This window comes from Hydrocarboniphaga effusa AP103 (assembly GCF_000271305.1).
Lineage (GTDB): Bacteria > Pseudomonadota > Gammaproteobacteria > Nevskiales > Nevskiaceae > Hydrocarboniphaga > Hydrocarboniphaga effusa.
In genome coordinates this window covers 35185-57285 of record NZ_AKGD01000004.1, presented here as the reverse complement: position 1 = coordinate 57285, position 22101 = coordinate 35185, and the positions used below count along the sequence as shown (strand labels likewise).

Sequence of the window (22101 nt, the reverse complement as noted above, 5' to 3'; positions counted from 1 at the left end):
GGGATCGCAAAAAGGACGCGAAGGATACGCCAAGCCGGCCGGGCTGGGGACTCGTCGGCGGCCTGGCCTGCGCTCAGCGCGCGGAGATGACGCGCGTCGAAATCACCCCCGGAATCGACGCGATCTCATCGACCACCGCCGCCGGAATCGAGGTATCGACATCGACGAGCGAGTACGCGAGGTCGCCGCGCGACTTGTTGAGCAGGTCGGCGATGTTGAGGTTGCGGCGAGCCAGCGCGGTCGAAATCTGCCCGACCATGTTCGGCACGTTCTCGTTGACGATGCAGAGCCGGTGCTTGCCGGGCAGCAGGCCGAGCACCGCTTCGGGGAAGTTCACCGAATTGGTGACGTTGCCGGTGTCGAGGAAATCGCGCAGCTGGTCGGCGACCATGACGGCGCAGTTGTCCTCGGCCTCGTTGGTCGAGGCGCCCAGGTGCGGCAGCGCGACCACGCGCGGATGCCCTTTGAGCGCGTTCGACGGGAAGTCGCAGACGTAGGCCTGCAGGCGGCCCTCGTTTAGCGCCTCGATGACGGCGGCTTCGTCGACGATGCCCTCGCGCGCGAAATTGAGCACCACGCCCTTGGGCTTGAGGCGCCTGATGCGATCGGCATTGACGAGCGCGCGCGTAGCCTCGATCAGCGGCACGTGCAGGCTCAGGAACTGCGATCGCGAAATGACCTCGTCGACCGACAGTGCCTGGTTGACGCGCGCATCGAGCTTCCAGGCGTTCTGCACCGTCATCGCCGGGTCGAAGCCCCAGACTTCCATGCCGAGCTCGACGGCGGCATTGGCGACCTTCACGCCGATGGCGCCGAGCCCGATCACGCCGAGCGAGCGCCCCGGCAACTCCATGCCGACGAACTTCTTCTTGCCGGCTTCGACGGTTTCGTGCATCGCCTTGTCGTCGCTATCGAGCTTGCGCACGAAGTCGAGCGCCGGCGCGAGATTGCGCGCCGCGATCAGCAGGCCGGCGAGCACGAGCTCCTTGATCGCATTGGCGTTGGCGCCCGGCGCGTTGAACACCGGCACGCCGCGCTTGGTCATCGCCGCGACCGGGATGTTGTTGGTGCCGGCGCCGGCGCGGCCGATGGCCTTGACCGAAGCCGGAATCTCGGCCTTGTGCAGATCGGCCGAGCGCACCAGCAAGGCATCGGGCTGGGCGATTTCGGCGCCGGTCTCGAAGCGCGGGCGCGGCAGGCGGTCGAGGCCCTGCTGGGAGATGTTGTTGAGGGTCTGGATACGAAAAGTCGTCATCGTGCCGTCCTGATGTTCCCCTCTCCCGCGTGCGGGAGAGGGTGGTCCGAAGGACCGGGAGAGGGGCTGCGGGGGGAAAGTGAGCGCCTCGTGCAGACGGCCCCTCTCTCCACGCTACGAGGGAATCTCTGCCGCAAGCGGGAGAGAGGAACGGCGTCAGCATCAGCCCTTGGTTCTGACGAACTCCTTCATGTAATCGACGAGCGCTGCCACGCCCGCCTCCGGCATCGCGTTGTAGATCGAAGCGCGCATGCCGCCGACCGAGCGGTGCCCCTTGAGCCCGATCAGGCCCGCGGCCTTGCTGCCCTTGAGGAATTCGGCGTCGAGTTCGGCGTTGGCGAGCACGAACGGCACGTTCATCTTCGAGCGATAAGGCTTGGCGACCGGATTACGGTAGAAATCCTGCGCATCGAGATAGTCGTAGAGCAGCGCCGCCTTGCGCGCATTGCGCTCGCCGATCGCGGCGAGGCCGCCCTCGTTCTTCATCCACTGGAACACCAGGCCGCAGACGTACCAGGCGAAGGTCGGCGGCGTGTTGAGCATCGAATCGTTCTCGGCCACGACCTTGTAGTCGTGGATCGCGAAGGTGCCCGGCAGCACCTGGCCGATCAGATCGTCGCGCACGATGACGATGGTGATGCCCGACGGACCGACGTTCTTCTGCGCGCCGGCGTAGATCAGCCCGTACTGGCCGACATCGATCGGACGCGAGGCGAAGCTCGACGACATGTCGCTGACCAGCGGCACGCCGCAGACCTCGGGCGCATCGGGGAATTCGACGCCGTGGATCGTCTCGTTCGAGGTGATATGCACGAAGGCCGCGTCCGGATCGAGCTTCCAGCTCGCGCGATCGGGAATCGTGGTGAACTTCTCGGCCTCGCTCGTCGCGGCCAGATTGGCGCGGCCGTAGCGGCCCATTTCCTTGAACGCCTTCTTGCCCCAATCGCCGGTGACGATGTAATCGGCCGAAGTCTTGCCGCGCAGCAGGTTCTGCGGAACCACCGAGAACTGCGCGGTCGCGCCGCCCTGCAGGAACAGCACCTTGTAGTTGGCCGGCACACCGAGCACTTCGCGCAGGTCGCGCTCGCAGGCCTGCGCGATCGAGGTGAATTCCTTGTCCCGATGGCTCATCTCCATGACGCCCATACCGGAGCCATGCCAGTCGAGCAGCTCGGCCTGCACCTGTTCGAGCACGGGCAGCGGCAAGGTGGCGGGACCGGCACTGAAGTTGAAGATACGGCTCATGGGAAGCTCCGTTTTGTGGATGTTTCTGGGGTGTTGGAACAACGGTGAAGGCTTTGAATATCAGGGCAGTGGCCCGGACTGGCTCACCGCCCGCCCCGCCCGCAGCCAGTTGTCGACGTTGAGGCCCGGCACCGACAGGTAGCGCTGGGTCTGGTCGGTGATCAGCGTGAGACCGTGGGCCAGCGCGGTCGCGGCGAGGATCAGCTCGAAGCCGCTCAGCGTCTCGCCCTGCTGGGCCAGATAGCCGGCCAGCTGGCTCGCCTGCTGGGCCTCGACGCGACCGAAGTCGATTACGCGAACGGCACCGATGAAATCCTTGAGCAGGCTGCCGTATCGCGCCTGCGCCCGAGGCTCCAGCCGCAGCCCGGTCTCGGCCTGCAGCTGGCTGACGACCGACAGGTTCACCTCGCCGGGCTTGAGCTTGGCGAGTTCGAGCACCACCGGCAGCCGCCCCTTGGCGACCGCGGCGAGCGTCGTCGCATCGAGCAGCACGCCCATCGCTAGCGATCCTCGCCCGGCTTCCAGACCTGGAAGTCGACGACTCCGGCCTGCAGTTCGGGCGCCGGATTGCGGAAGTGTTCGCGCAGGGCCGGTGGCCAGTCGGCCGATTCGAAGCGATTGAGCCATTCGCGCACGGCCACGCCGATAAGCCGGTTACGCGTCTGCCCGCTGCGCTCGACCGCCCGGTTCAGGCGTTCGAGCGTGTCGTCGTCGAGGTGAAGGCTGAAATTCATGGGCGCGAATTAGAACATAACAGGACATGTTATGAAACCATCCTGACGCAAAAAAGCGGCGGGTTCTGGCCCGCCGCTTTTGCTTGAAAGCCCGCGAACCTCAGAGGGTGTCCGGCAGCGTCAGCTCGTAAAGCATGCCCAGGCCCGGCCCGTAGCCGCCGCTGCCGTTGCGGCCGCCGCGATCGGAGGTGAAATACATGCGCTTGCCATCTGGCGTGAACGAGATGCCCGCGATCTCGGAAATGTCCTGCCCGACGATCTGCAGCAGCGGCTTGAGCTCGCCGCTCGGCAGGATCACGACCACCTGCATGTCGCCGCCGTCCTCGGCCACGAGGATGTCGCCCTGCGGGGTCACGATCAGGTTGTCGACGCCCGACAGGATGGCGTTCGGCGGCTCGGCCGTGGCGAGGTCGTAGATCACCTCGACGGTCTCGGCCACCGTGTCGTAGGCCCAGACGCGCTCGTCGTTCTTGGTCGTGAAATAGACCACGTCGCGGAACAGCCAGATGCCCTCGCCACCGTCGAACACCGCGGTTTCGGGGTCACGCACCTGATCCTGGGCGCGCTGCGGATCGTTGACGTTCTTCCAGCTCACGGGCTGCGGAGACGTCAAGGCGCCCGCGACGCCGGCGCCGCCGACGACCATCGCTTGCAACTGGCCGGACTCCAGCGCCGGACGCGCGGCCGAGGCCGGCCAGTCAGCCGCATCCGGAACGAAGCGGTAAAAGCGGCCGTCGCGCCGGTCTTCGGTCTGGTAGAGGATGCGACGCTGCGCATCGATCGCGATGGCCTCGTGATCGAAGAAACCGAGCGCCGGCTTGGGCACGCCCTGGCCCGGCGTGAACGGATCACACTCCCAGACCCGGCCGCCCGAGAATTCCTCGCAGGACAGCCAGGTTCCCCAGGGCGTGATGCAGCCCGAGCAGTTGAACGTGGTGCCGCGCAGGATCGAGTACGAATCGACGATCGTGCCGTCCGCATCGAACACCAGCACGCCGACGCCGCCGAGCCCCGGAACCAGCGATTCGAGCAGGTTGCCGAGGACCGAGAACTGCGAGCCCAGCTGCGACAGGTTGCCGGTGCCGGGGACTTCGGAGTTCGAAACGTAGATCCAGCCGCCGCCGGGACGCGCGATCACGCCGCCGCCGTCGTTGAGGATGTGCCAGGGCCGCGAGCCGACGCCGCCCGTGAGCCGCGGCCCGGAAGCCGACATACCGGCCGCCCGCGGCAATTCGCCCGCGATCGCAACGACGCGCGTCGAGAAGCCTTCGGGCGTGCGCACGCCGTTGGCGTCGGGCTCGGCACGCAGCGGGCCCAGCGAGGCGAAGCGGCCCTGCAAGCCCTCGACCCCGCGCCCGCCGGCATCGGAATCATCGTCCCCGCCGCCGCAAGCGACCAGCCAGGCCGGCAGACTCGCCGAGCCGGCACTGAAGAACAGCGCCTTGAGGAAACGGCGGCGGTTCGACTCGGCGTTCAAGACGCCGGGCGCGACAGGCATCGATGACATCGACAGACTCCCTGGAGTTGCAGGCCCCTGACGCGTTCGCCGGCGACCAAACCGCCATCTTGCCAACGGCGACGCGGCAGTTTGATGACGACAGCCCTCTAACTCCCCTTCCCTCCGGGAGAGGGCCGGGCGAGGGTTTCGCAGCGATCGGCAATCCGGGTCGTGGCGGCGGATAGCCCTCGTCCTCGGCCCTCTCCCGCAGGGAGAGGGAGGCAAAGCAACTTACTCGCTGGCGTCGTTGGCCGGGCCTTCGAGCGGAGCCGCGGTGTCGTCGGCGGCCGCTTCGTCGTCGGCTTCGATGGCGATGCGATCGACGCTCACGAGGCGATCGCCCGCGTTCGGCTTCATCAGGCGAACGCCCTGCGTATTGCGACCCATGCTGCGCACGTCGGTGGTCTTGAACCGGATCAGGTTGGCCGATTCGGAGATCAGCATGACCTGATGCTCGTCGCCGACTTCGATCGCGCCGATCAGGTTGCCGGTCTTGTCGGTCAGCGCCTGCGCGATCACACCCATGCCACCGCGCCCCCGCAGCGGGAACTGCTCGATCGGCGTGCGCTTGCCGTAACCGTTCTCGGACACCGTCAGGATGTCCGGCGCCGCCTGCCCTTCGGTCTCGGGCGAGACCACGATCAGCGCGATGATCTGCGCCTGCGCGGTGTCTTCCGCGGCTTCGGCGACTTCGATATCGCCATCGATCACCGGCGCCTCGCTGGATTCCTCGGACGATTCGTCGCGACGCACCAGGCGCATGCCGCGCACGCCGGTCGCGGTGCGGCCCATGCTGCGCACGTCGTTTTCACTGAAGCGGATCACGCGACCGGCGTCACTGAACATCAGCACGTCGTTGTTGCCGGTGGTCAGCGCGACACCGACGAGCGAATCGTCGACGCGCAGATCGAGCGCGATGATGCCGTTGCTGCGAATGTTGGCGAAGGCGCCGAGCTCGGTCTTCTTGACCGTGCCGAGGCGCGTCGCCATGAAGATGTAGCGCGTCTGTTCGGGCTCGTCTTCGAACTTCTTGATTGGCAGCACCGCGCTGATCTTCTCGCCCTGCTCCAGCGGCAGCAGGTTGACGAAGGGCTTGCCGCGCGAGCCGCGCGAACCCGTCGGCAGTTCGAACACGCGCAGCTTGTAGACCTTGCCGGTCGAGCCGAAACACAGCAGCCAGTCGTGCGTATGCGCGACCCACAGGCGATCGACGAAGTCCTCCTGCTTGTTGGCCGTCGCGAGCTTGCCGCGGCCGCCGCGCTTCTGCGCCTGGTACTCGGCCAGCGGAACCGACTTCACGTAGCCCTCGTGGCTCAGCGTGACGACCATGTCCATCGGCGCGATGAGATCTTCCTGCGCCATGTTCAGCGCGGCCGTGGTGATCTCGGTGCGACGCTCCTCGCCGTACTGTTCCTTGATCGCGAGCAGCTCGCCGCGAATCACGCCGAGCAGGCGCGGTTCCGAAGCGAGGATGTCGAGGTAGTCGAGGATCGAGGCGAGCAGCTCCTTGAACTCGTCGTGGATCTTGTCCTGTTCCAGGCCGGTCAGGCGGGACAGGCGCATTTCGAGAATCGCCGAAGCCTGCGCGTCCGACAACCGATAGACCGCCTGGCCTTCGTTGTCGACGATGCCGAACTCGAGCGACAGATCTTCGGGGCGCGACACCGAGGAGTCGGCCGCTGCGAGCAGCGTCGTCACCAGCCCGGCATCCCAGGTGCGCGCCATCATGCGCTGCTTGGCCTCGGCGGAATTCGGCGAGCTGCGGATCAGCTCGATCATCTCGTCGATGTTGGCGAGCGCCACCGCCAGACCTTCGAGAATGTGGGCGCGTTCGCGCGCCTTGCGCAGCAGATAGCGCGTGCGGCGCGTGACCACTTCGCGGCGATGGCGCACGAAGATTTCGAGCAGGCTCTTGAGCGACAGCGTCTTCGGCTGGCCGCCGTCGAGCGCGACCATGTTGATGCCGAAAGTCACCTGCAGCTGCGTCTGCTGGAACAGGTTGTTGAGCACCACGTCGGCGTTCTCGCCGCGCTTGAGCTCGATGTAGACGCGCATGCCGTCCTTGTCGGACTCGTCGCGAATTTCCGAAATGCCCTCGATCTTCTTCTCTTTGACGAGCTCGGCGATGCGCTCCTGCAGGCGCGCCTTGTTCACCTGGTACGGCAGCTCGGTGACGATGATCGCCTGCTTGTCGTTGCCGACCGTCTCGAAGCTCGTGCGAGCGCGGATGACGATGCGACCGCGGCCGGTCGCATAGGCTTCGGCAAGACCGTGCGCGTCGAGGATCAGGCCTGCGGTCGGAAAGTCCGGCGCCGGAATCAGCTGCATGAGGCCGGCGATGTCGATGTCGGGGTTGTCGATCACGGCGATGCAGCCGTCGATGACTTCCGAGAGATTGTGCGGCGGGATGTTGGTAGCCAGGCCGACCGCGATGCCCGCGCTGCCATTGACGAGCAGCTGCGGCACGCGCGTCGGCAGCACGACGGGTTCTTCGTCCTTCTCGTCGTAGTTCGGAACGAAATCGACGGTTTCGGAATCGATGTCGGCGAGCATCTCCGAGGTCAGCCGCGCCATGCGGCACTCGGTGTAGCGCATCGCCGCGGCCGGGTCGCCGTCGACCGAGCCGAAGTTGCCCTGGCCGTCGACGAGCACGTGGCGCATCGAAAAGTCCTGCGCCATGCGCACGAGGGCGTCGTAGGCTGCCGAGTCGCCATGCGGGTGGTACTTGCCGATGACGTCGCCGACCACGCGCGCGCACTTGATGTACGGGCGGTTCCAGACGTTGTTGAGCTGGCTCATCGCATAAAGGATGCGGCGATGCACCGGTTTGAGGCCGTCCCTCGCGTCAGGGAGCGCCCGGCCCACGATCACGCTCATGGCGTAATCGAGATACGAGCGCCGCATCTCGTCTTCGAGATTGACGGAAAGAACTTCCTTGGCGAATTCGGTCATAAGCAGGCTCGGCGGCGTGACGGATCAGGGTCCGGACACCGCGCGCGGTCCAAAGGGAGGAGTAAATAATATCCGCTAAATTGTAACACGGGCAGTCGGGCGCGCACTCCTTATTAGTGAGGCACGAGAACTTGGGCCGAGTTTTGCTACTGACGGCCGCGTCACCCATGAAAAGGACGAGCTTCAATCCAATGAAAAACCCTATCGCCCTCGCCTGCGCCGCCGCCCTGCTCGGCGCCTGCGCCAGCGCCCCGCAGCAGCCCCTGAATGCCCGCCCGGTGCCGGCCGATCGCCTGCTCGCCTACCAGGATCCGATCGAAGGCGGCGCAACGCTGGTGCTCGTGCGCCAGCCCGGCGATCGCGACTCCGAATGCTTCATCATCGTCAGCGTCGGCGGCACGCCGGCCGCCGTGCTCGCCGAGGCCGAGACCGCCGAGCTGCACCTGCCCGCGGGCCGGCAGAAGCTCGAACTCGGACGCACCGGCATCGACGATTGCAACAAGGACAAGAACTTCGGCTCCACCATGGGCGGAAGCTTCGCCGCCGGGGAAGTGCAGCGCGTGGCCCTCAAGATCGAGCGCGCGACCATCGACATGCAGAATCTGCCGTCGACCACTGCGGTGGTCGACGCGCCGATGGCCGAAGCCGCGAAGCCGGTCGAAAAGCCGAAATGGGAAACCGAGGCGGCGCCCAAGGCCGGCACGCCTTAGCTGGGCCGCTGGGCGAACGCCGACTCCCGACGCCAAGAGCCCCACTACGTGGGGCTCCTCCACCCGGGGCGCGGCGCTAGCTCAGCGAGATGCCCTCGCGCTTGGCGATCGTGAAGATGTCCTTATCGCCGCGGCCCGAGAGATTCACCACGATGTGCTGATCGCGGCTCATCGTCGGCGCCATCTTCTTGGCGTGGGCGACCGCGTGCGAGGACTCGAGCGCCGGGATGATGCCCTCGCGGCGCGTGAGCTCGTGGAACGCTGCGAGCGCCTCGTCGTCGTTGATCGCCGTGTACTGCACGCGGCCGATGTCCTTGAGCCAGGAGTGTTCGGGACCGACGCCCGGATAGTCGAGGCCGGCCGAGATCGAATGCGTACCGAGGATCTGGCCGTTGTCGTCGGCCATGATGTAGGTGCGGTTTCCGTGCAGAACGCCGGGCTTGCCGGCCGACAGCGGAGCCGCATGGCGCCCGGTTTCGACGCCGTCGCCCCCCGCTTCGACACCGATCATCTGCACCTGGGTGTACGGAATGAACGGATAGAACAGGCCGATCGCGTTCGACCCGCCGCCGACGCAGGCGACCAGCGCATCGGGCAGACGGCCGATCTGCGCAGGCGCCTGCACCAGCACTTCGCGGCCGACCACCGAATTGAAGTCGCGCACCAGCATCGGATACGGATGCGGGCCGGCGACCGTGCCGATCACGTAGAAGGTATCGTCGACGTTGGTGACCCAGTCGCGCATCGCCTCGTTGAGCGCGTCCTTGAGCGTGCGCGTGCCCGAGGTCACCGGCACCACTTCGGCGCCGAGCAGCTTCATGCGATAGACGTTCGGCGACTGGCGCTCGACGTCGTCCGCGCCCATGTAGACCACGCACTTGAGCCCCAGGCGAGCGGCGATCGTCGCGCTGGCGACGCCGTGCTGGCCGGCGCCGGTCTCCGCGATGATGCGGGTCTTGCCGAGGTGCTTGGCGAGCAGGGCCTGGCCGACCGTGTTGTTCACCTTGTGCGCGCCGGTGTGGTTGAGATCTTCGCGCTTGAGCCAGATCTGCGCACCGCCCCAGGCCGCGCTGAGACGCTCGGCGTGGTACAGCGGCGACGGCCGGCCGACGTAGTGCTTCAGGTCCTTGTCGAGTTCGGCCAGAAAGGCCGGATCGTGCTTGAGCTTGGCGTAGGCCTCCTCGAGCTGGCGCAGCGGCTCCATCAAGGTTTCGGCGACGAAGCGGCCGCCGTAGGGGCCGAAGTGGCCGCGGGCGTCGGGGTACTGATCCTGATACTGCTCTTGGGTTTCGTTGGTCATGTTCTGTTCAAAGCGAATCGGCGCCGCGAACGGCGTCGACGAAGGCGCGCATTTTTTGCGCGTCCTTGAGTCCGGGAGCGGATTCGATACCGCTGGAAACGTCCACTGCATCGGGCCGCGCCATTGTAACCGCCGAGGCCACGTTGCCCGGCGAAAGGCCGCCGGCAAGCACCCAGAAGTGGCCGAAGTGCTTCGGCGCCTGCGACCAGTCGAAGCGCTGGCCGGTGCCGCCGAGTTCTCCGGGCGCGTGGCTGTCGAGCAGCAGGCCGCGGGCATCGGCGAACTGGCGGCGCCAATCCTCGAGATCCTGCGGCGAGCCCATCGGCACGGCCTTGACGTAGGAGCGCCGCCATCGCCGGCAGAAATCGGGCGTCTCGGCGCCGTGGAACTGCAGCAGGTCGGGCTGTACTTCTTCGACGACGCGCTCGACCCGGCCGGCCTCGGCATCGCGGAACAGGGCCACGCAGGAGACGAAGGCCGGAACGCGGTCGCGCAGCGCCCGGCCCTGCTCGGGCGACAGTGCGCGCTTGCTGCGCCCGTCGAAGACCAGGCCGATCGCGTCCACGCCGAGCGAGACGGCGAGATCGAGATCGTCGGGGCGGGTCAGGCCACAGAATTTGATGCGGGTGCGCACAGTGATCTTGGAGTCAGGGAAGCCAGAAATCGGGCGTCGCCGGCAGCCCGAATTCGTCGGGGTAATCGGCGGCGACGAAGTATAGACCCGCGGCCGGAGCGTTCATTCCGGCCAGCGTGCGATCACGGCTGGCGAGCACTTGGGCCACCCAGGCCTCGGGCTGCTTGCCCTGACCGACTTCGATCAGCGTTCCGGCGATGTTGCGGACCATGTGATGCAAAAAGGCATTCGCGCGAATCGACAGCAGCACGAAATCGCCCTCGCGGCGAACGCCGATGTCGGTCACGCAGCGCATCGGCGTGTTCGATTGGCATTCGGAGCCGCGAAAGGCCGAGAAATCGAGCTCGCCGACCAGCGCCTGCGCGGCCCGATGCATCGCCTCGGCGTCGAGCGTCCAGTTGATCCAGGTCGCGCGCTTCTCGAGCAGGGCCGAGCGCGAGCGGCTGTTGTGGATCACGTAGCGATAGCGCCGCGCGATCGCGCTGTGCCGGGCATGAAAATCCGCGCGCACGGGCTGCACCCAGCGCAGCGAAACGTCTTCGGGCAGGTTCGAATTGGTGCCGAGCAGCCAGGCGTAGTCGCTGCGCCGTGCCTCGCTGTCGAAGTGCACGATCTGCGAGAACGCGTGCACGCCGGTATCGGTGCGGCCGGCCGCCGAAACCGCCACCGGGTGTGCCGCCACCTTGCTCAAAGCGGCTTCGAGCGCGGCCTGCACCGACGGCGCATGCGATTGCGACTGCCAGCCCGAGTACGCGGTCCCGAGGTATTCGACCGCCGCCGCCCAGCGCGTCATGCGTCCCGAAGCGAATTCTGGGCCGGACTCGACGGACTCGACGGCGGCAGCTGGTCGCGCAGTTCCTGCGCCTCCTGCTTCTGCGCATCGTTGCCCTGCTCGATCACCTCGTCGAGCAGGCTGCGCGCCATCTCCTGGTCGTCCATGTCGAGGTAGGCGCGCGCGAGGTCGAGCTTGGTGCCGACGTCGTCGGTCGTGAACGGGCCGTCCTCGGTCTCCAGGCTGTCGAGATCGAACTCGCCGAATTCGGGCGGCAGCTGGTCGGCCGGAATCGCCTGTCCCTCCAGAGCCGCCGGCGTGCTGAGGTCGAGCGCATCGTCCGGAACGGGCTGTAGCCAGCCAGCCGGCGCGGGCGGCACCGGAACCCAGCCGCCGAACAGCTGCGACTCCGGCCGCAACTGCCGGCCGAGGCTTTGCACGCGCATCCAGTCGGAATCGCCGAACGTGCCGTTGTAGCGGGCGACGAGCTGCTCGAACTCGGCCGCGCGACCGGCTTCGGCATAGGTCTCGGCGAGCTTCATGATCACGTCGCGGCTCATCGGCGCGATCAGCAGCGCCTCTTCGAGCCCGGTGATCGCCTCGTCCCAATGCCCGTAGCCGAGCTGGAAATCGGCGTCGGCGATCGGGTCATTCAGCGCCGGCGGCTCTTCGGGCAGCGGCTCGGGCGCCTCGACCGCCCTCATCGGGACGACGGGCGCAGCCTTGGCCGCGGCGAAAACCGGCTCGGGGCTCGGCTCCGGCACCGGCTCGACGGGCTCGGGCTTCGCCACGACGGGCGCCAGCACCGGAGCAACCGGCGCGCGCGGCGGCGCCGGCGGCACCCGTTCGACCTTCTCGCCGAGCGAGCGGCGAACGCGCGCGGCCTGCGCCAGGATCAGCAGCAGAAACACCAGGCCGAGCCCGATCAGGATCAGCCAGTCCGTCGGCAGCGGAATGCGCACACCGAGAATGTCGGTGCCTTGCGCCTCATCCGGCGGCACGGCCGCCGCAGCGGTCGCCGGCTCGGTCTGCGCCGAATTCCCGGAAACGGGCTCCGGCCCGGCGTCGGCCGGCGATGCGCTCGCCTGATCCACCGCCAGCACCTCGACGGCGCTGGCTTCTTCCGCGGCGGGCGCGGCTTCGGCAAGCGCGGCTGGGTTCTGGGCATCGGGTGTCGCCGTAGCCGCCGGTGCCGATGGCGTTTCGGCAGCGGCGGCGACGCTCGGGCTGGGCGATGCCGGGAGCGACGCGGCAGGCGGCTCGGGCCGCGGCGCAGCGGTCTTGTCTTCGGCGCCAGCCACTGGCGCCGCTGCGCCCGCCTTGCGCACCAGATGGCGCATCGATGGCGGCACCCCCTTGTAGCGATGCAGATTGGCGATATAGCGCGCGGCATCTTCTTGCGAAATCTCGAGCGCCTGCTCGGCCGTCGGCACGCGCAGCGTCGCCCCCTTCTGCAGCCCGTCGAGGCCGCCGGTGAAGGACTCGGTGTTGTACAGGTAGAGCGCGAGCATCTCCTGCTCCTGGCTCACCCGCGGCTTTTCGCGCAGGGTGTCGGCGATGATCCAGAAGCTCTCGCCCGGACGCACCGGACCGTAGAGCGCCTCGGCCGCTTGGGCCGCCGGCAGGCCGGCAGACAGGATCGCGGTGAACAGCATGACGACCTGCACCAGGAACTTGGCCATTCTCAGCAACATCGGAACAGGTCTCCGCGCACCGGCAGCGCCGGCGCCATCGTCTACGGGTGGTTTGCTGCGCACCAGTCCAGTGGGCGGGCGCAGGCGACTACAGTAACAAACGACGCTAGCCGTGACCTCGGCGGGCCGTTCGGGGCCGCCTGAAGCACCGTGCCGGGCACGATCCGCAGCCGCACCTGAAAGTTGTGTTCAGGTCGGACGACCGCCAAACTGTCGCCCCTCGCACCGTATCCACAACGATTCCGGCAGCCCCGGCTGGCCGGCATTTCGATCGCATCCATGCCCTATTCCCGCATCGTCGGCACCGGCAGCTACCTGCCGGAGAAAGTCCTCACCAATCGCGATCTCGAAGCCGTTGTCGAAACCAGCGACGACTGGATTTTCGAGCGCACCGGCATTCGCCAGCGCCACATCGCCGCCGATGGCGAGCAGACCAGCGACCTCGCGTTGAAGGCCGCTCAGCGTGCACTCGCGGCGGCCGGAGTGACGGCCGACGAGGTCGACCTGATCATCGTCGCTACTTCGACGCCGGACATGATCTTCCCGGCCACGGCCTGCATCCTGCAGTCCAAACTCGGGGTCAGGCAGGGCGCGGCCTTCGACATGCAGGCGGTTTGCAGCGGCTTCGTCTACGCGCTCGCCACGGCCGACAAGTTCGTCGCCTCGGGACAGTCCAAGTGCGCCCTCGTGGTCGGTGCCGAGACCTTCTCGCGCATCCTCGACTGGAACGATCGCCGCACTTGCGTGCTGTTCGGCGACGGCGCCGGCGCGGTGGTGCTGCGCCCGTCGGAGGAGACCGGAATCCTGTCGAGCCATCTGCATTCCGATGGCCGGCTCAACAACATTCTCTGCGTGCCCGGCCAGGTGCAGAAAGGCGTGGTGGTCGGCAATCCCTTCGTCGAAATGAACGGCCAGGCCGTCTACAAACATGCGGTGCGCGTGCTCGGCGAAGTGACGCAGGAGGCGCTCGCCGCCAACGGACTCACGGGCGCCGACCTGCACTGGATGGTTCCGCACCAGGCCAACATCCGCATCATCCGCTCGACCGCCGAGAAGCTCGGCCTGTCGCCCGAACAGGTGGTGACCACGGTGGACAGGCACGGCAACACCTCGGCCGCCTCGATCCCGCTCGCGCTCGACATCGCGGTGCGCGACGGGCGCATCCAGCCCGGCCACAACGTGATCTTCGAAGCCGTCGGCGGCGGCATGACCTGGGGTGCGGTACTGGCCCGCTGGTAGTCCGCTGTCGTCGGGACCGTCGTACCGGGAGGCGGCGCTAGAATGCGCCGCCTTTTTCATTCGATCCCTGAACTCCATGTCCGAAACCGTTCGGCCCGCGCCCGTCTGGCGCCGGCTCGCCGCCGCGCTCTACGACGGCCTGCTGCTGATCGCGCTGTGGATGGTCACGTCGCTGTTCGACGTGATGATCCGCGATGCCGTGAACCTGGCGCGCAATTTCGCGGCCTTGCAGGTGCTCGAATTCAGCATCGGTCTGCTGTTCTTCGGCTGGTTCTGGATCCACGGCGGGCAGACGCTCGGGATGCGCGTCTGGCGCCTGCAGGTGCGCCGGCCGGACGGCTCGCCGCTGCGCTGGCCGATCGCGGCGGTGCGCTATAGCGTGATGATCCTGACCTGGGTCGCGGTGGTGGTTCCGGCGCTCATGCAGAGCCCGCAGATCGCCTCGCACGTGCAGGCCGGAAAGGCGACGGCGATTGCGGTGATCGTTGCGCTCATCGCGGCCGTGGTGATGGTGCTCGACAGCCGGCGTCGGGCACTCTGCGATTGGGCAGCGGGAACCGAAGTGGTCGAGCTGCCGAAGAAAACCGCTTGAATCGCCGACGATCAACCCACCTTGTTGAGCCGCCACCAACCCATTGAAGCGAGCGCGACGGTCGGGGCGCTCGCGGCCAGCACCGGCGGCCAGCCGTAGAGCTGGCCGAAATTGGCGGTGATCTCGTTGATGACGTAGAAACCCACGCCGATCAGCACGCCGATCATGAGCCGCAGCCCGGCGCCGCTGTTGCGCAGCGAGCCGAACACGAACGGCACCGCGAAGAACATCATCGCCATCACCGTCAGCGGCTCGATGAGCTTGCGCCAGAGCGTCAGCCGCTGCTCCGACGAATCGAGCTGGTTGTTGTCGAGATACGCGATCAACTCGATCAGGCCCGTCGTCGACAGGCTGCGCGCCTCGAGCACGAACAGCCGCAGCACCTTGGGCTGCACGCCGCCGTCCCATTCGTAGCGCTCGAGCTGGCTGACTTCGGCGTGATCGGCCTCGAACTCGGTGCGCTGCACGTTCGAGAACGTCCAGTGCCCGTTTTCGAACCGGCCGTCCTCGACGCTCATCATCGACTTGAGGCTCAGGTTGTCGGCCAGCGTGTAGATCACCGAAGGGCCGATGTGATCCTCGGAGATCAGTTTGCGCACGTTGACGATCTGATTGCCGTCGCGCAGCCAGACCGGCTTGCGCGCCTCGCCGACGTCGACGCCGTAGCGTGCCCGGCTCTTGTAGCGTTCGGCCGACTGCTGGCTGCCGGGAGCGATCCATTCGCCGATCACCCAGCCCATGATGCCGAGCACCACGCCCGCCATCAGCGCCGCGAAGCCGATGCGATGGTTCGAAACCCCGGCCGCGCGGATCGCGGTGATCTCGCCCTGCCCGGCCAGATTGCCCAGGCCCATGAGCGTGCCGAGCATGGCGATGATCGGCAGCAGCACGTGCAGACCGGCCGGCATGTTCAGCAGCGTGTAGACCGCGAGCTCCTTGAGACCGTAGTCGCCCTTGCCGGTCGCGCCGAGGTCGGCGACGAAGCTCGTGAACGTATAGATGGTCACCAGCGCGAGCGCGACGATGCCGCTCAGCGTCAGGATATTGCGCACCAGATAGCGGTCGATGCGGTTCAAGCGGCCGCCACCGCTTGCGGCGCCTTGGGCTTGCGCGCCCACCAGTTGAGCCGCTTGCCGATCAGCGCCACCGCCCAGATCAGCACGATCGCGTGGATCCACCAAAGCCCGACGGCCTCGGGAATCTTGCCCTTGCCGATCCAGGACTGGCCCAGGCCGATCAGGTTCGAATAGAACAGGTAGACCACCAGCCCTAGCACCACCTTGCCGTAGCGGCCCTGGCGCGGTCCAACGTGCGAGAGCGGCACCGCAAGCAGCGTCAGCAGGAACACCGAAATCGGCGCCGCGATGCGCCACTGCAACTCGGCGCGATCCTGCGGATCGCTCGAGGCCAGCAGCGCCGAGGTGCTCAGCACGCGGCGCTTGTTGTTCGAGTAGATGAACTGCGGCGGCGTCACGCGCGTCATGAACTCGTCGAAGCGCACGATCTCGTACATCTTGCTGCCGGGCTGGCCGTCATAGCGCCAGCCGCCGTAGAGCGTGATCTCGCGATCGCCGGTAACCGTGTTGAGGCGCTGCCGGCCCTCGTTGGCGATGATGATCGAGATGCCGTTCTCGCCGCGCTCGATCTGGGCGAACACCGCGTTGAGCTTCTCGCGGTCCTGGTCGGTCTCTGCCGTGTAGAACACCCCGCGACCGTCCGCGACGCTGTTGAAGCGTCCGGATTCGAAGGGCAGGTACTGGATCAGACGGCGCGCATCCTTGACGAGGTAGTCCGCCGTGCGCCCGGCCCAGGGCCCGATCTGAAAGGCCAGCAGAGCCGTGAAAACTGCCAGCAGGCCGCCGAGCACCAGATAGGGTCGGTACAGGCGCAGCAGGCTGACGCCGCAGCCGGTCATCGCAGCCACCTCATGGTCCTTATAAAGACGGCCGAGCGACAGCATGACCCCGAGCAGCAGCGACACCGGAACCAGGATCACCAGGTATTGCAGGCTCGTAAGGCCGACGATCTTGAACAGCAGATCACGCGGCAGCTCACCGGCTGCCGCGTCGGCGAGCAGGCTCGCGAAGCGGGTCGACAGCATGATCAGCAACAGCACGACGATGACCGCGAGCCACGACGCAGCGGCGTCGCGCAGCAGATAGCGATCAAGGGTGGTGCCGTTCATGAGGGCGCGATTATGCGGGGTTTACGTGAACGCTGTCTTTTGTGAACGCTTGGGCATTCAAGGCTGTCCACCGGCAGCCCGGGCTTGGGACATTCTTCACTTATCGCTACACTTTGCGCCCGCTGCTCGGCCAAGGCCATCGAGGAATAGTCTTGAGTTGGTGGAGCGCGGCGGGAAGCCTCTAAAAACAAGGCTTCCCGGCGGCTTGTTCAGGTTCACATAATCCGACTTTCAGCGCAGGGTTACACCCGAGGAAGCGATGGAATATTTCGTCAAGAGCGGCAATCCGGAGAAGCAGCGCGTCTCCTGCGTGATCGTGGGGATATTCGACCGGCGTTCGCCCACGGAGGCGGCGCAGGTCATCGATGGCGTCAGCGACGGCGCCATCGGCGCGGTGATGCGTCGCGGCGATCTGGACGGCAAGCTCGGGCAGACGCTGGTGCTGCACAACGTGCCGGGCACCTTCGCCGATCGCGTCATGCTGGTCGGCCTTGGCCGCGAGCGCAGCTTCGACGAAAACGCCTTCCGCAAGGCCAATGCGGCGAGTGCCAAGGCCCTGCGCAACACCGGCTCGATCGACGCCGTCTCCTACCTCACGCACCTGCCGCTCAAGGGCCGCGACTTCCAGTGGAACGTCCTGCAGGCTGCGCTGAGCTTCGAGGACGCCTACTACCGCTTCGACGACTGCCGCGGCGAAAAGGCGCGCGAGGACCTGCCGAGCTACAAGCTCGAGCGCCTGACCTTCGACGTGCCGCGCCGCTCCGACCTGCCGGCCGGCGAGCAGGGCCTGGCCGAAGCGCTCGCGATCGCCAAGGGCGTCGCGGTGGCCAAGAACCTCGGCAACCTGCCCGGCAACATCTGCACCCCGGCCTACCTCGCCCAGAGCGCCGAGCAGCTCGGCGCGGCGCACGGCTTCAAGGTCAAGGTTCTCGAAGAGCCCGAGATGCGCAAGCTCGGCATGGGCTCGTTCCTGTCGGTCGCGCGCGGCAGCCGCCAGCCGCCCAAGCTCATCGTCATGGAGTACTTCAAGGGTCCCAAGGGCGAGAAGCCGATCGCCCTGGTCGGCAAGGGCCTGACCTTCGACGCCGGCGGCATCAGCATCAAGCCGGCCGCGAACATGGACGAGATGAAGTTCGACATGTGCGGCGGCGCGGCGGTGCTCGGCGCGTTCAAGGCGGTGGCCGAACTCGGCCTGCCGATCAACCTCGTCGGCATCGTCGCGGCGAGCGAGAACCTGCCCGATGGCCTCGCCAACAAACCCGGCGACGTCGTCACCAGCATGGCCGGCATCACCATCGAGATCCTCAACACCGACGCCGAAGGCCGGCTGATCCTCTGCGACGCGCTGACCTACGTCGAGCAGCAGTACGAACCCTCGTTCTGCATCGACATGGCGACGCTGACCGGCGCCGTGGTGGTCGCGCTCGGCGCCTACCCGAGCGGCCTGTTCTCGAACACCGCGGGCCTTGCGCGCGCGCTCACGCAGGCCGGCGAGCAGATCGGCGACCGCGTCTGGGAGCTGCCGCTGTGGCCCGAGTACGAGGAGCACATCAAGAGCGAATTCGCGGACATCGCCAACATCGCCACGAGCGGCGGCAACGGCGGCGGCGCGATCATCGGCGCCACCTTCCTGCACAGGTTCGCGAAGAAGATGAAGTGGGCGCATCTGGACATCGCGGCGACCGCCTGGAAAGGCAAGCGCTCGACCGGCCGCCCGGTGCCGCTGATCGTGCAATACCTCATCAACGTCGCGGCGAAGAAAGACGACTGATGAAGCCGGGAGACGGGAACCGGGAGACCAGGGACGCAAGCTCTGGCTTGGCTTCTACGTCTCCCGTCTCCCGTCTCCCGTTCCCCGTCATATGACCCGCATCGATTTCTACATCCTGCCCGACGGCGAAGGCGGAACTTCCGCCCCGGCTTTCGTCATCAGCAAGCTCTGCGAAAAGGCCACGCGCAGCGGAGCGCGCGTCTACGTTCGCGTGACGCAGCCGGCGATGGCCGATGAAATCGACAGCAGCTTGTGGACCTTCAACCAGGGCAGCTTCATCTCGCACGAGCGTCATCGCGGCGAGCCGACCGGCGAACCGCATCCGGCCGTGCTGATCGGCGATGGCGAGCCGCCCGAATCGCATCTGGGCATCCTCGTGAATCTCGGCGAGGACGTTCCGCTGTATTTTTCGCGTTTCGACCGCGTGCTCGAGATCGTGCCGGCCACGGCCGCCGATCGCAGCTCGTCGCGCACCCGCTTCAAGTTCTACCGCGACCGCGGCTACGAACTCTCCACGCATAATCTCTGACGTTTTCATCGCGCCATCTCGGCGCAACGAGCCCCATGGACAAGACTTTCGAAGCCGGCGCCATCGAATCGCGCTGGGCACAGTGGTGGGAACAGAACGGCTGCTACGCGCCGAGCGGCGCGGGCGAGCCCTACTCCATCATGATCCCGCCGCCCAACGTCACCGGCACGCTGCACATGGGTCACGCGTTCCAGCACACGGTGATGGATGCGCTGATCCGCTATCACCGCATGCTCGGCCGCGACACGCTCTGGCAACCCGGAACCGATCACGCGGGCATCGCCACGCAGATGGTCGTCGAGCGCAATCTGAAGCTCGCCGGCGAGCCGGCGCGGCTCGACCTCGGACGCGAGAAATTCCTCGAGAAAGTCTGGGAATGGAAGCGGTATTCGGGCGGCACGATCGAAGGCCAGATCCGCCGCATGGGCAGCTCGGTCGATTGGAGCCGCAACCGCTTCACGATGGACGAGGGCTACAGCAAGGCCGTCGTCGAACACTTCGTGAAGCTGCATGAAGACGGCCTCATTTATCGCGGCAAGCGCCTCGTCAATTGGGACCCGGTACTGCTGACCGCGATCTCCGATCTCGAAGTGGTGAGCGAAGAAGAGAACGGCAAGCTCTGGCATTTCCGCTATCCGCTCGCGGATGGTTCGGGCCATCTCGTGGTCGCCACCACGCGCCCCGAAACCATGCTCGGCGACACCGCCGTGGCCGTGCATCCCGAAGACGAGCGCTACGCCGCGCTAATCGGCAAGAGCATTCGCCTGCCGCTCGTGAATCGCGAGATTCCGATCGTGGCCGACGACTACGTCGACCGCGAATTCGGCACCGGCTGCGTCAAGATCACGCCGGCTCACGACTTCAACGACTACGCGCTCGGCGCCCGGCACAAGCTGCCGATGATCAACGTGCTGACGCCGGACGCGAAGATTCGCGAATACGCGGAGTTCCATCTGCGCGGCGAGCACAAGACCGACGATGCGAAGTTCGCCGAGCAGCTCTCGCGCCTGCCCTATGCGGGCCTCGATCGCTTCGATGCGCGCAAGAAGATCGTCGCCGAATTCGAGTCGCTCGGCCTGCTCGAGAAGATCGACGATCACAAGCTCAAGGTGCCGCGCGGCGATCGCAGCGGTGCGGTGGTCGAGCCTTTCCTGACCGACCAGTGGTTCGTCGATCTCACCCGCAAGTCGCAGCCCGACGGCCGTCCGGGTGGCTACACCGCCATCACGCAGCCCGCGCTCGAAGCCTTCACGAGCGGGCGCATCAAGTTCGTGCCCGAGAACTGGATCAACACCTACAACCAGTGGCTAAACAACATCCAGGACTGGTGCATCAGCCGCCAGCTCTGGTGGGGCCATCGCATTCCGGCCTGGTACGACGCCGACGGCAAGGTCTTTGTGGCGCGCAGCGCCTTCGATGCCTTCAACCTGGCCATGGGCGGACAAGGCGAATTCGCGCTGCTCTCGCTGCTCAAGGTCGCGAGCGACGACAGCACCGATGCCATCAACGACAAGCTGCGCGAGAGCGGCAACGAGCGCTTCTGCCTGAGTCAGGACGAAGACGTGTTCGATACCTGGTTCTCGTCCGACATCTGGCCGATGGCGACGCTCGACTGGCCGACGAAGAACGAAGCGCTCTCCAAGTATTACCCGAGCAGCGTGCTCGTCACCGGCTTCGACATCATCTTCTTCTGGGTCGCCCGCATGGTGATGATGGGCCAGTACTTCATGAAGGACGTGCCGTTCAAAGAGGTCTACATCACCGGCCTGGTGCGCGATCCCGAAGGCAACAAGATGTCGAAGTCCAAGGGCAACGTGCTCGATCCGCTCGACGTCATCGACGGCATCGCACTCGATGACCTGGTGAAGAAGCGCACGACCGGCCTCATGAAGCCCGAGACCGCGCCGAAGATCGAAGCCAAGACGCGCAAGGATTATCCGAAGGGCATCGAAGCCGTCGGCGTCGACGCGCTGCGCTTCACCTTCGCGGCGCTCGCCACGCAAGGCCGCGACGTGCGCTTCGACGCGGCGCGCGCGGCGGGTTATCGCAACTTCTGCAACAAGATCTGGAACGCGGCGCGCTACGTGCTGATGAACTGCGAAGGCCAGGACACCGGCCTCGACGACGCGCTGCCGATCGAACTGTCGGCGGCCGATCGCTGGATCATTTCGCGCCTGCAGAAAGTCGAGGCCGAGGCTGCGGAACACTTCCGCAACTACCGCTTCGACCTGCTCTCGACCGCGCTGTACCAGTTCGTCTGGAACGAGTACTGCGACTGGTACCTGGAGCTCTCGAAGCCCGCGCTGCAAAGCGAGAACGAAGCCGCCAAGCGCGGCACGCGCCGCACGCTCGTGCGCGTGCTCGAAGCTTGGCTGCGCTTGCTGCATCCGCTGATGCCCTTCATCACCGAAGAGGTCTGGCAGCAAGTCAAGACGCTCGCCGGCGCCGAGGGCGAGACGATCATGCGCAGCGCGTATCCGATCAGCGCCGCGCACAAGATCGACGAAGCCGCCGAAGCCGACATCGAATGGCTCAAGGCCTTCATCCTCGGCGTGCGCCAGATTCGCGGCGAGATGGACATTCCGCCCGGCAAGGTCCTGCCGCTGCTGATCCAGAACGCGTCGGATTCCGATGCCGATCGGCTGTCGCGCCTGGGCGCGAGCATCGAATTCCTCGCGCGCGTCGAGACACCGCGCGTGCTCGGCACCGAAGAAGCGCCGCAATGCGCGACCGCGCTGCTCGGCACGATGAAGCTGCTCGTGCCGATGGCCGGTCTCATCGACAAGGACGCCGAGATCGCGCGTCTCGAAAAGCGCATCGCGCAGCTCGAAAGCGATGTCGTGAAAGTGCAGGCCCGCGTCGACAACCCGAACTTCGGCAAGGCGCCCGAAGCCGTGCAGCAGCAGGCGCGCGATCTGCTCGCCAAGCAGCAGCAGGATCTCGCCGCGCTGCGCGACCAGCGCGAGCGCATCGCAGCCCTTTGATCTCGAC

The 22101-nt window shown here is 66.5% G+C and carries 18 protein-coding genes; 6 read left to right on the top strand and 12 right to left on the bottom strand.

The genetic code is table 11. The features are described from left to right. Positions 1–73: 73 nt before the first annotated feature. The 6 genes from WQQ_RS19540 to gyrA form a co-directional block, all read right to left on the bottom strand. A complete protein-coding gene (locus tag WQQ_RS19540; RefSeq protein WP_007186986.1) occupies positions 74–1255 on the bottom strand; it encodes a phosphoglycerate dehydrogenase in 1182 nt (393 codons plus the stop codon). Positions 1256–1417: 162 nt separating this feature from the next. Beyond that, positions 1418–2500: a 3-phosphoserine/phosphohydroxythreonine transaminase gene (serC, locus tag WQQ_RS19535; protein ID WP_007186985.1), complete on the bottom strand. Its 1083-nt coding sequence runs from the start codon at positions 2498–2500 to the stop codon at positions 1418–1420. Positions 2501–2560: 60 nt separating this feature from the next. Beyond that, positions 2561–2998 (bottom strand): PIN domain-containing protein, encoded by a 438-nt coding sequence (locus WQQ_RS19530; protein ID WP_007186984.1) that lies wholly within the window; start codon positions 2996–2998, stop codon positions 2561–2563. A gap of 2 nt (positions 2999–3000) precedes the next feature. Beyond that, positions 3001–3234, bottom strand: a complete 234-nt coding sequence (locus WQQ_RS19525; RefSeq protein ID WP_007186983.1) for a ribbon-helix-helix domain-containing protein — start codon at positions 3232–3234, stop codon at positions 3001–3003. 100 nt (positions 3235–3334) lie between these two features. Beyond that, the gene (locus tag WQQ_RS19520) at positions 3335–4741 is read right to left on the bottom strand and encodes an alkaline phosphatase PhoX (RefSeq protein ID WP_007186982.1); all 1407 of its coding nucleotides are present in this window, start codon (positions 4739–4741) and stop codon (positions 3335–3337) included. 222 nt (positions 4742–4963) lie between these two features. Continuing rightward, on the bottom strand, positions 4964–7684 hold the full coding sequence (gene gyrA / locus WQQ_RS19515) for a DNA gyrase subunit A (RefSeq protein ID WP_007186981.1): 2721 nt from the start codon (positions 7682–7684) through the stop codon (positions 4964–4966). 191 nt (positions 7685–7875) lie between these two features. Here gyrA and WQQ_RS23330 point away from each other — a divergent pair, with 191 nt between their 5' ends. After that, positions 7876–8394, top strand: coding sequence for a hypothetical protein (locus tag WQQ_RS23330; RefSeq protein WP_007186980.1), 519 nt, complete (start codon positions 7876–7878; stop codon positions 8392–8394). A 76-nt stretch (positions 8395–8470) separates the two neighbouring features. Here WQQ_RS23330 and trpB read toward each other — a convergent pair whose 3' ends face one another. Genes trpB through WQQ_RS25140 form a run of 4 tightly spaced genes read right to left on the bottom strand, consistent with a single transcriptional unit; the run spans position 8471 to position 12794 of the window. Next, entirely contained in the window at positions 8471–9694 is a 1224-nt protein-coding gene (gene trpB / locus WQQ_RS19505) for a tryptophan synthase subunit beta (RefSeq protein ID WP_007186979.1), read from the bottom strand. A gap of 7 nt (positions 9695–9701) precedes the next feature. Next, entirely contained in the window at positions 9702–10328 is a 627-nt protein-coding gene (locus tag WQQ_RS19500; protein WP_007186978.1) for a phosphoribosylanthranilate isomerase, read from the bottom strand. A gap of 13 nt (positions 10329–10341) precedes the next feature. Continuing rightward, complete coding sequence (truA, locus tag WQQ_RS19495; protein WP_007186977.1) at positions 10342–11121, bottom strand: tRNA pseudouridine(38-40) synthase TruA; 780 nt, start codon at positions 11119–11121, stop codon at positions 10342–10344. Next, positions 11118–12794 (bottom strand): FimV/HubP family polar landmark protein, encoded by a 1677-nt coding sequence (locus WQQ_RS25140; protein ID WP_007186976.1) that lies wholly within the window; start codon positions 12792–12794, stop codon positions 11118–11120. Before WQQ_RS25140 ends, truA begins: the two co-directional genes overlap by 4 nt. A gap of 279 nt (positions 12795–13073) precedes the next feature. On the opposite strand from WQQ_RS25140, the gene WQQ_RS19485 reads away from it, so the two are divergent. After that, complete coding sequence (locus tag WQQ_RS19485; protein WP_007186975.1) at positions 13074–14033, top strand: beta-ketoacyl-ACP synthase III; 960 nt, start codon at positions 13074–13076, stop codon at positions 14031–14033. A 76-nt stretch (positions 14034–14109) separates the two neighbouring features. Beyond that, complete coding sequence (locus tag WQQ_RS23325; protein WP_007186974.1) at positions 14110–14625, top strand: RDD family protein; 516 nt, start codon at positions 14110–14112, stop codon at positions 14623–14625. Between the two features lie 11 nt (positions 14626–14636). Here WQQ_RS23325 and lptG read toward each other — a convergent pair whose 3' ends face one another. Beyond that, a complete protein-coding gene (gene lptG / locus WQQ_RS19475) occupies positions 14637–15701 on the bottom strand; it encodes an LPS export ABC transporter permease LptG (RefSeq protein WP_007186973.1) in 1065 nt (354 codons plus the stop codon). Then, on the bottom strand, positions 15698–16810 hold the full coding sequence (lptF, locus tag WQQ_RS19470) for an LPS export ABC transporter permease LptF (protein ID WP_007186972.1): 1113 nt from the start codon (positions 16808–16810) through the stop codon (positions 15698–15700). The genes lptG and lptF overlap by 4 nt, the downstream gene beginning before the upstream one ends. 259 nt (positions 16811–17069) lie before the next feature. Here lptF and WQQ_RS19465 point away from each other — a divergent pair, with 259 nt between their 5' ends. The 3 genes from WQQ_RS19465 (at position 17070) to WQQ_RS19455 (ending at position 22094) form a co-directional block, all read left to right on the top strand. Beyond that, positions 17070–18581: a leucyl aminopeptidase gene (locus WQQ_RS19465; protein WP_007186971.1), complete on the top strand. Its 1512-nt coding sequence runs from the start codon at positions 17070–17072 to the stop codon at positions 18579–18581. A 91-nt stretch (positions 18582–18672) separates the two neighbouring features. Then, positions 18673–19110 carry a DNA polymerase III subunit chi gene (locus WQQ_RS19460; RefSeq protein WP_007186970.1) on the top strand — a complete coding sequence of 146 codons (438 nt, stop codon included), beginning with the start codon at positions 18673–18675 and terminating at the stop codon, positions 19108–19110. 35 nt (positions 19111–19145) lie between these two features. Beyond that, positions 19146–22094, top strand: a complete 2949-nt coding sequence (locus WQQ_RS19455) for a valine--tRNA ligase (protein ID WP_007186969.1) — start codon at positions 19146–19148, stop codon at positions 22092–22094. Positions 22095–22101: the final 7 nt, after the last annotated feature.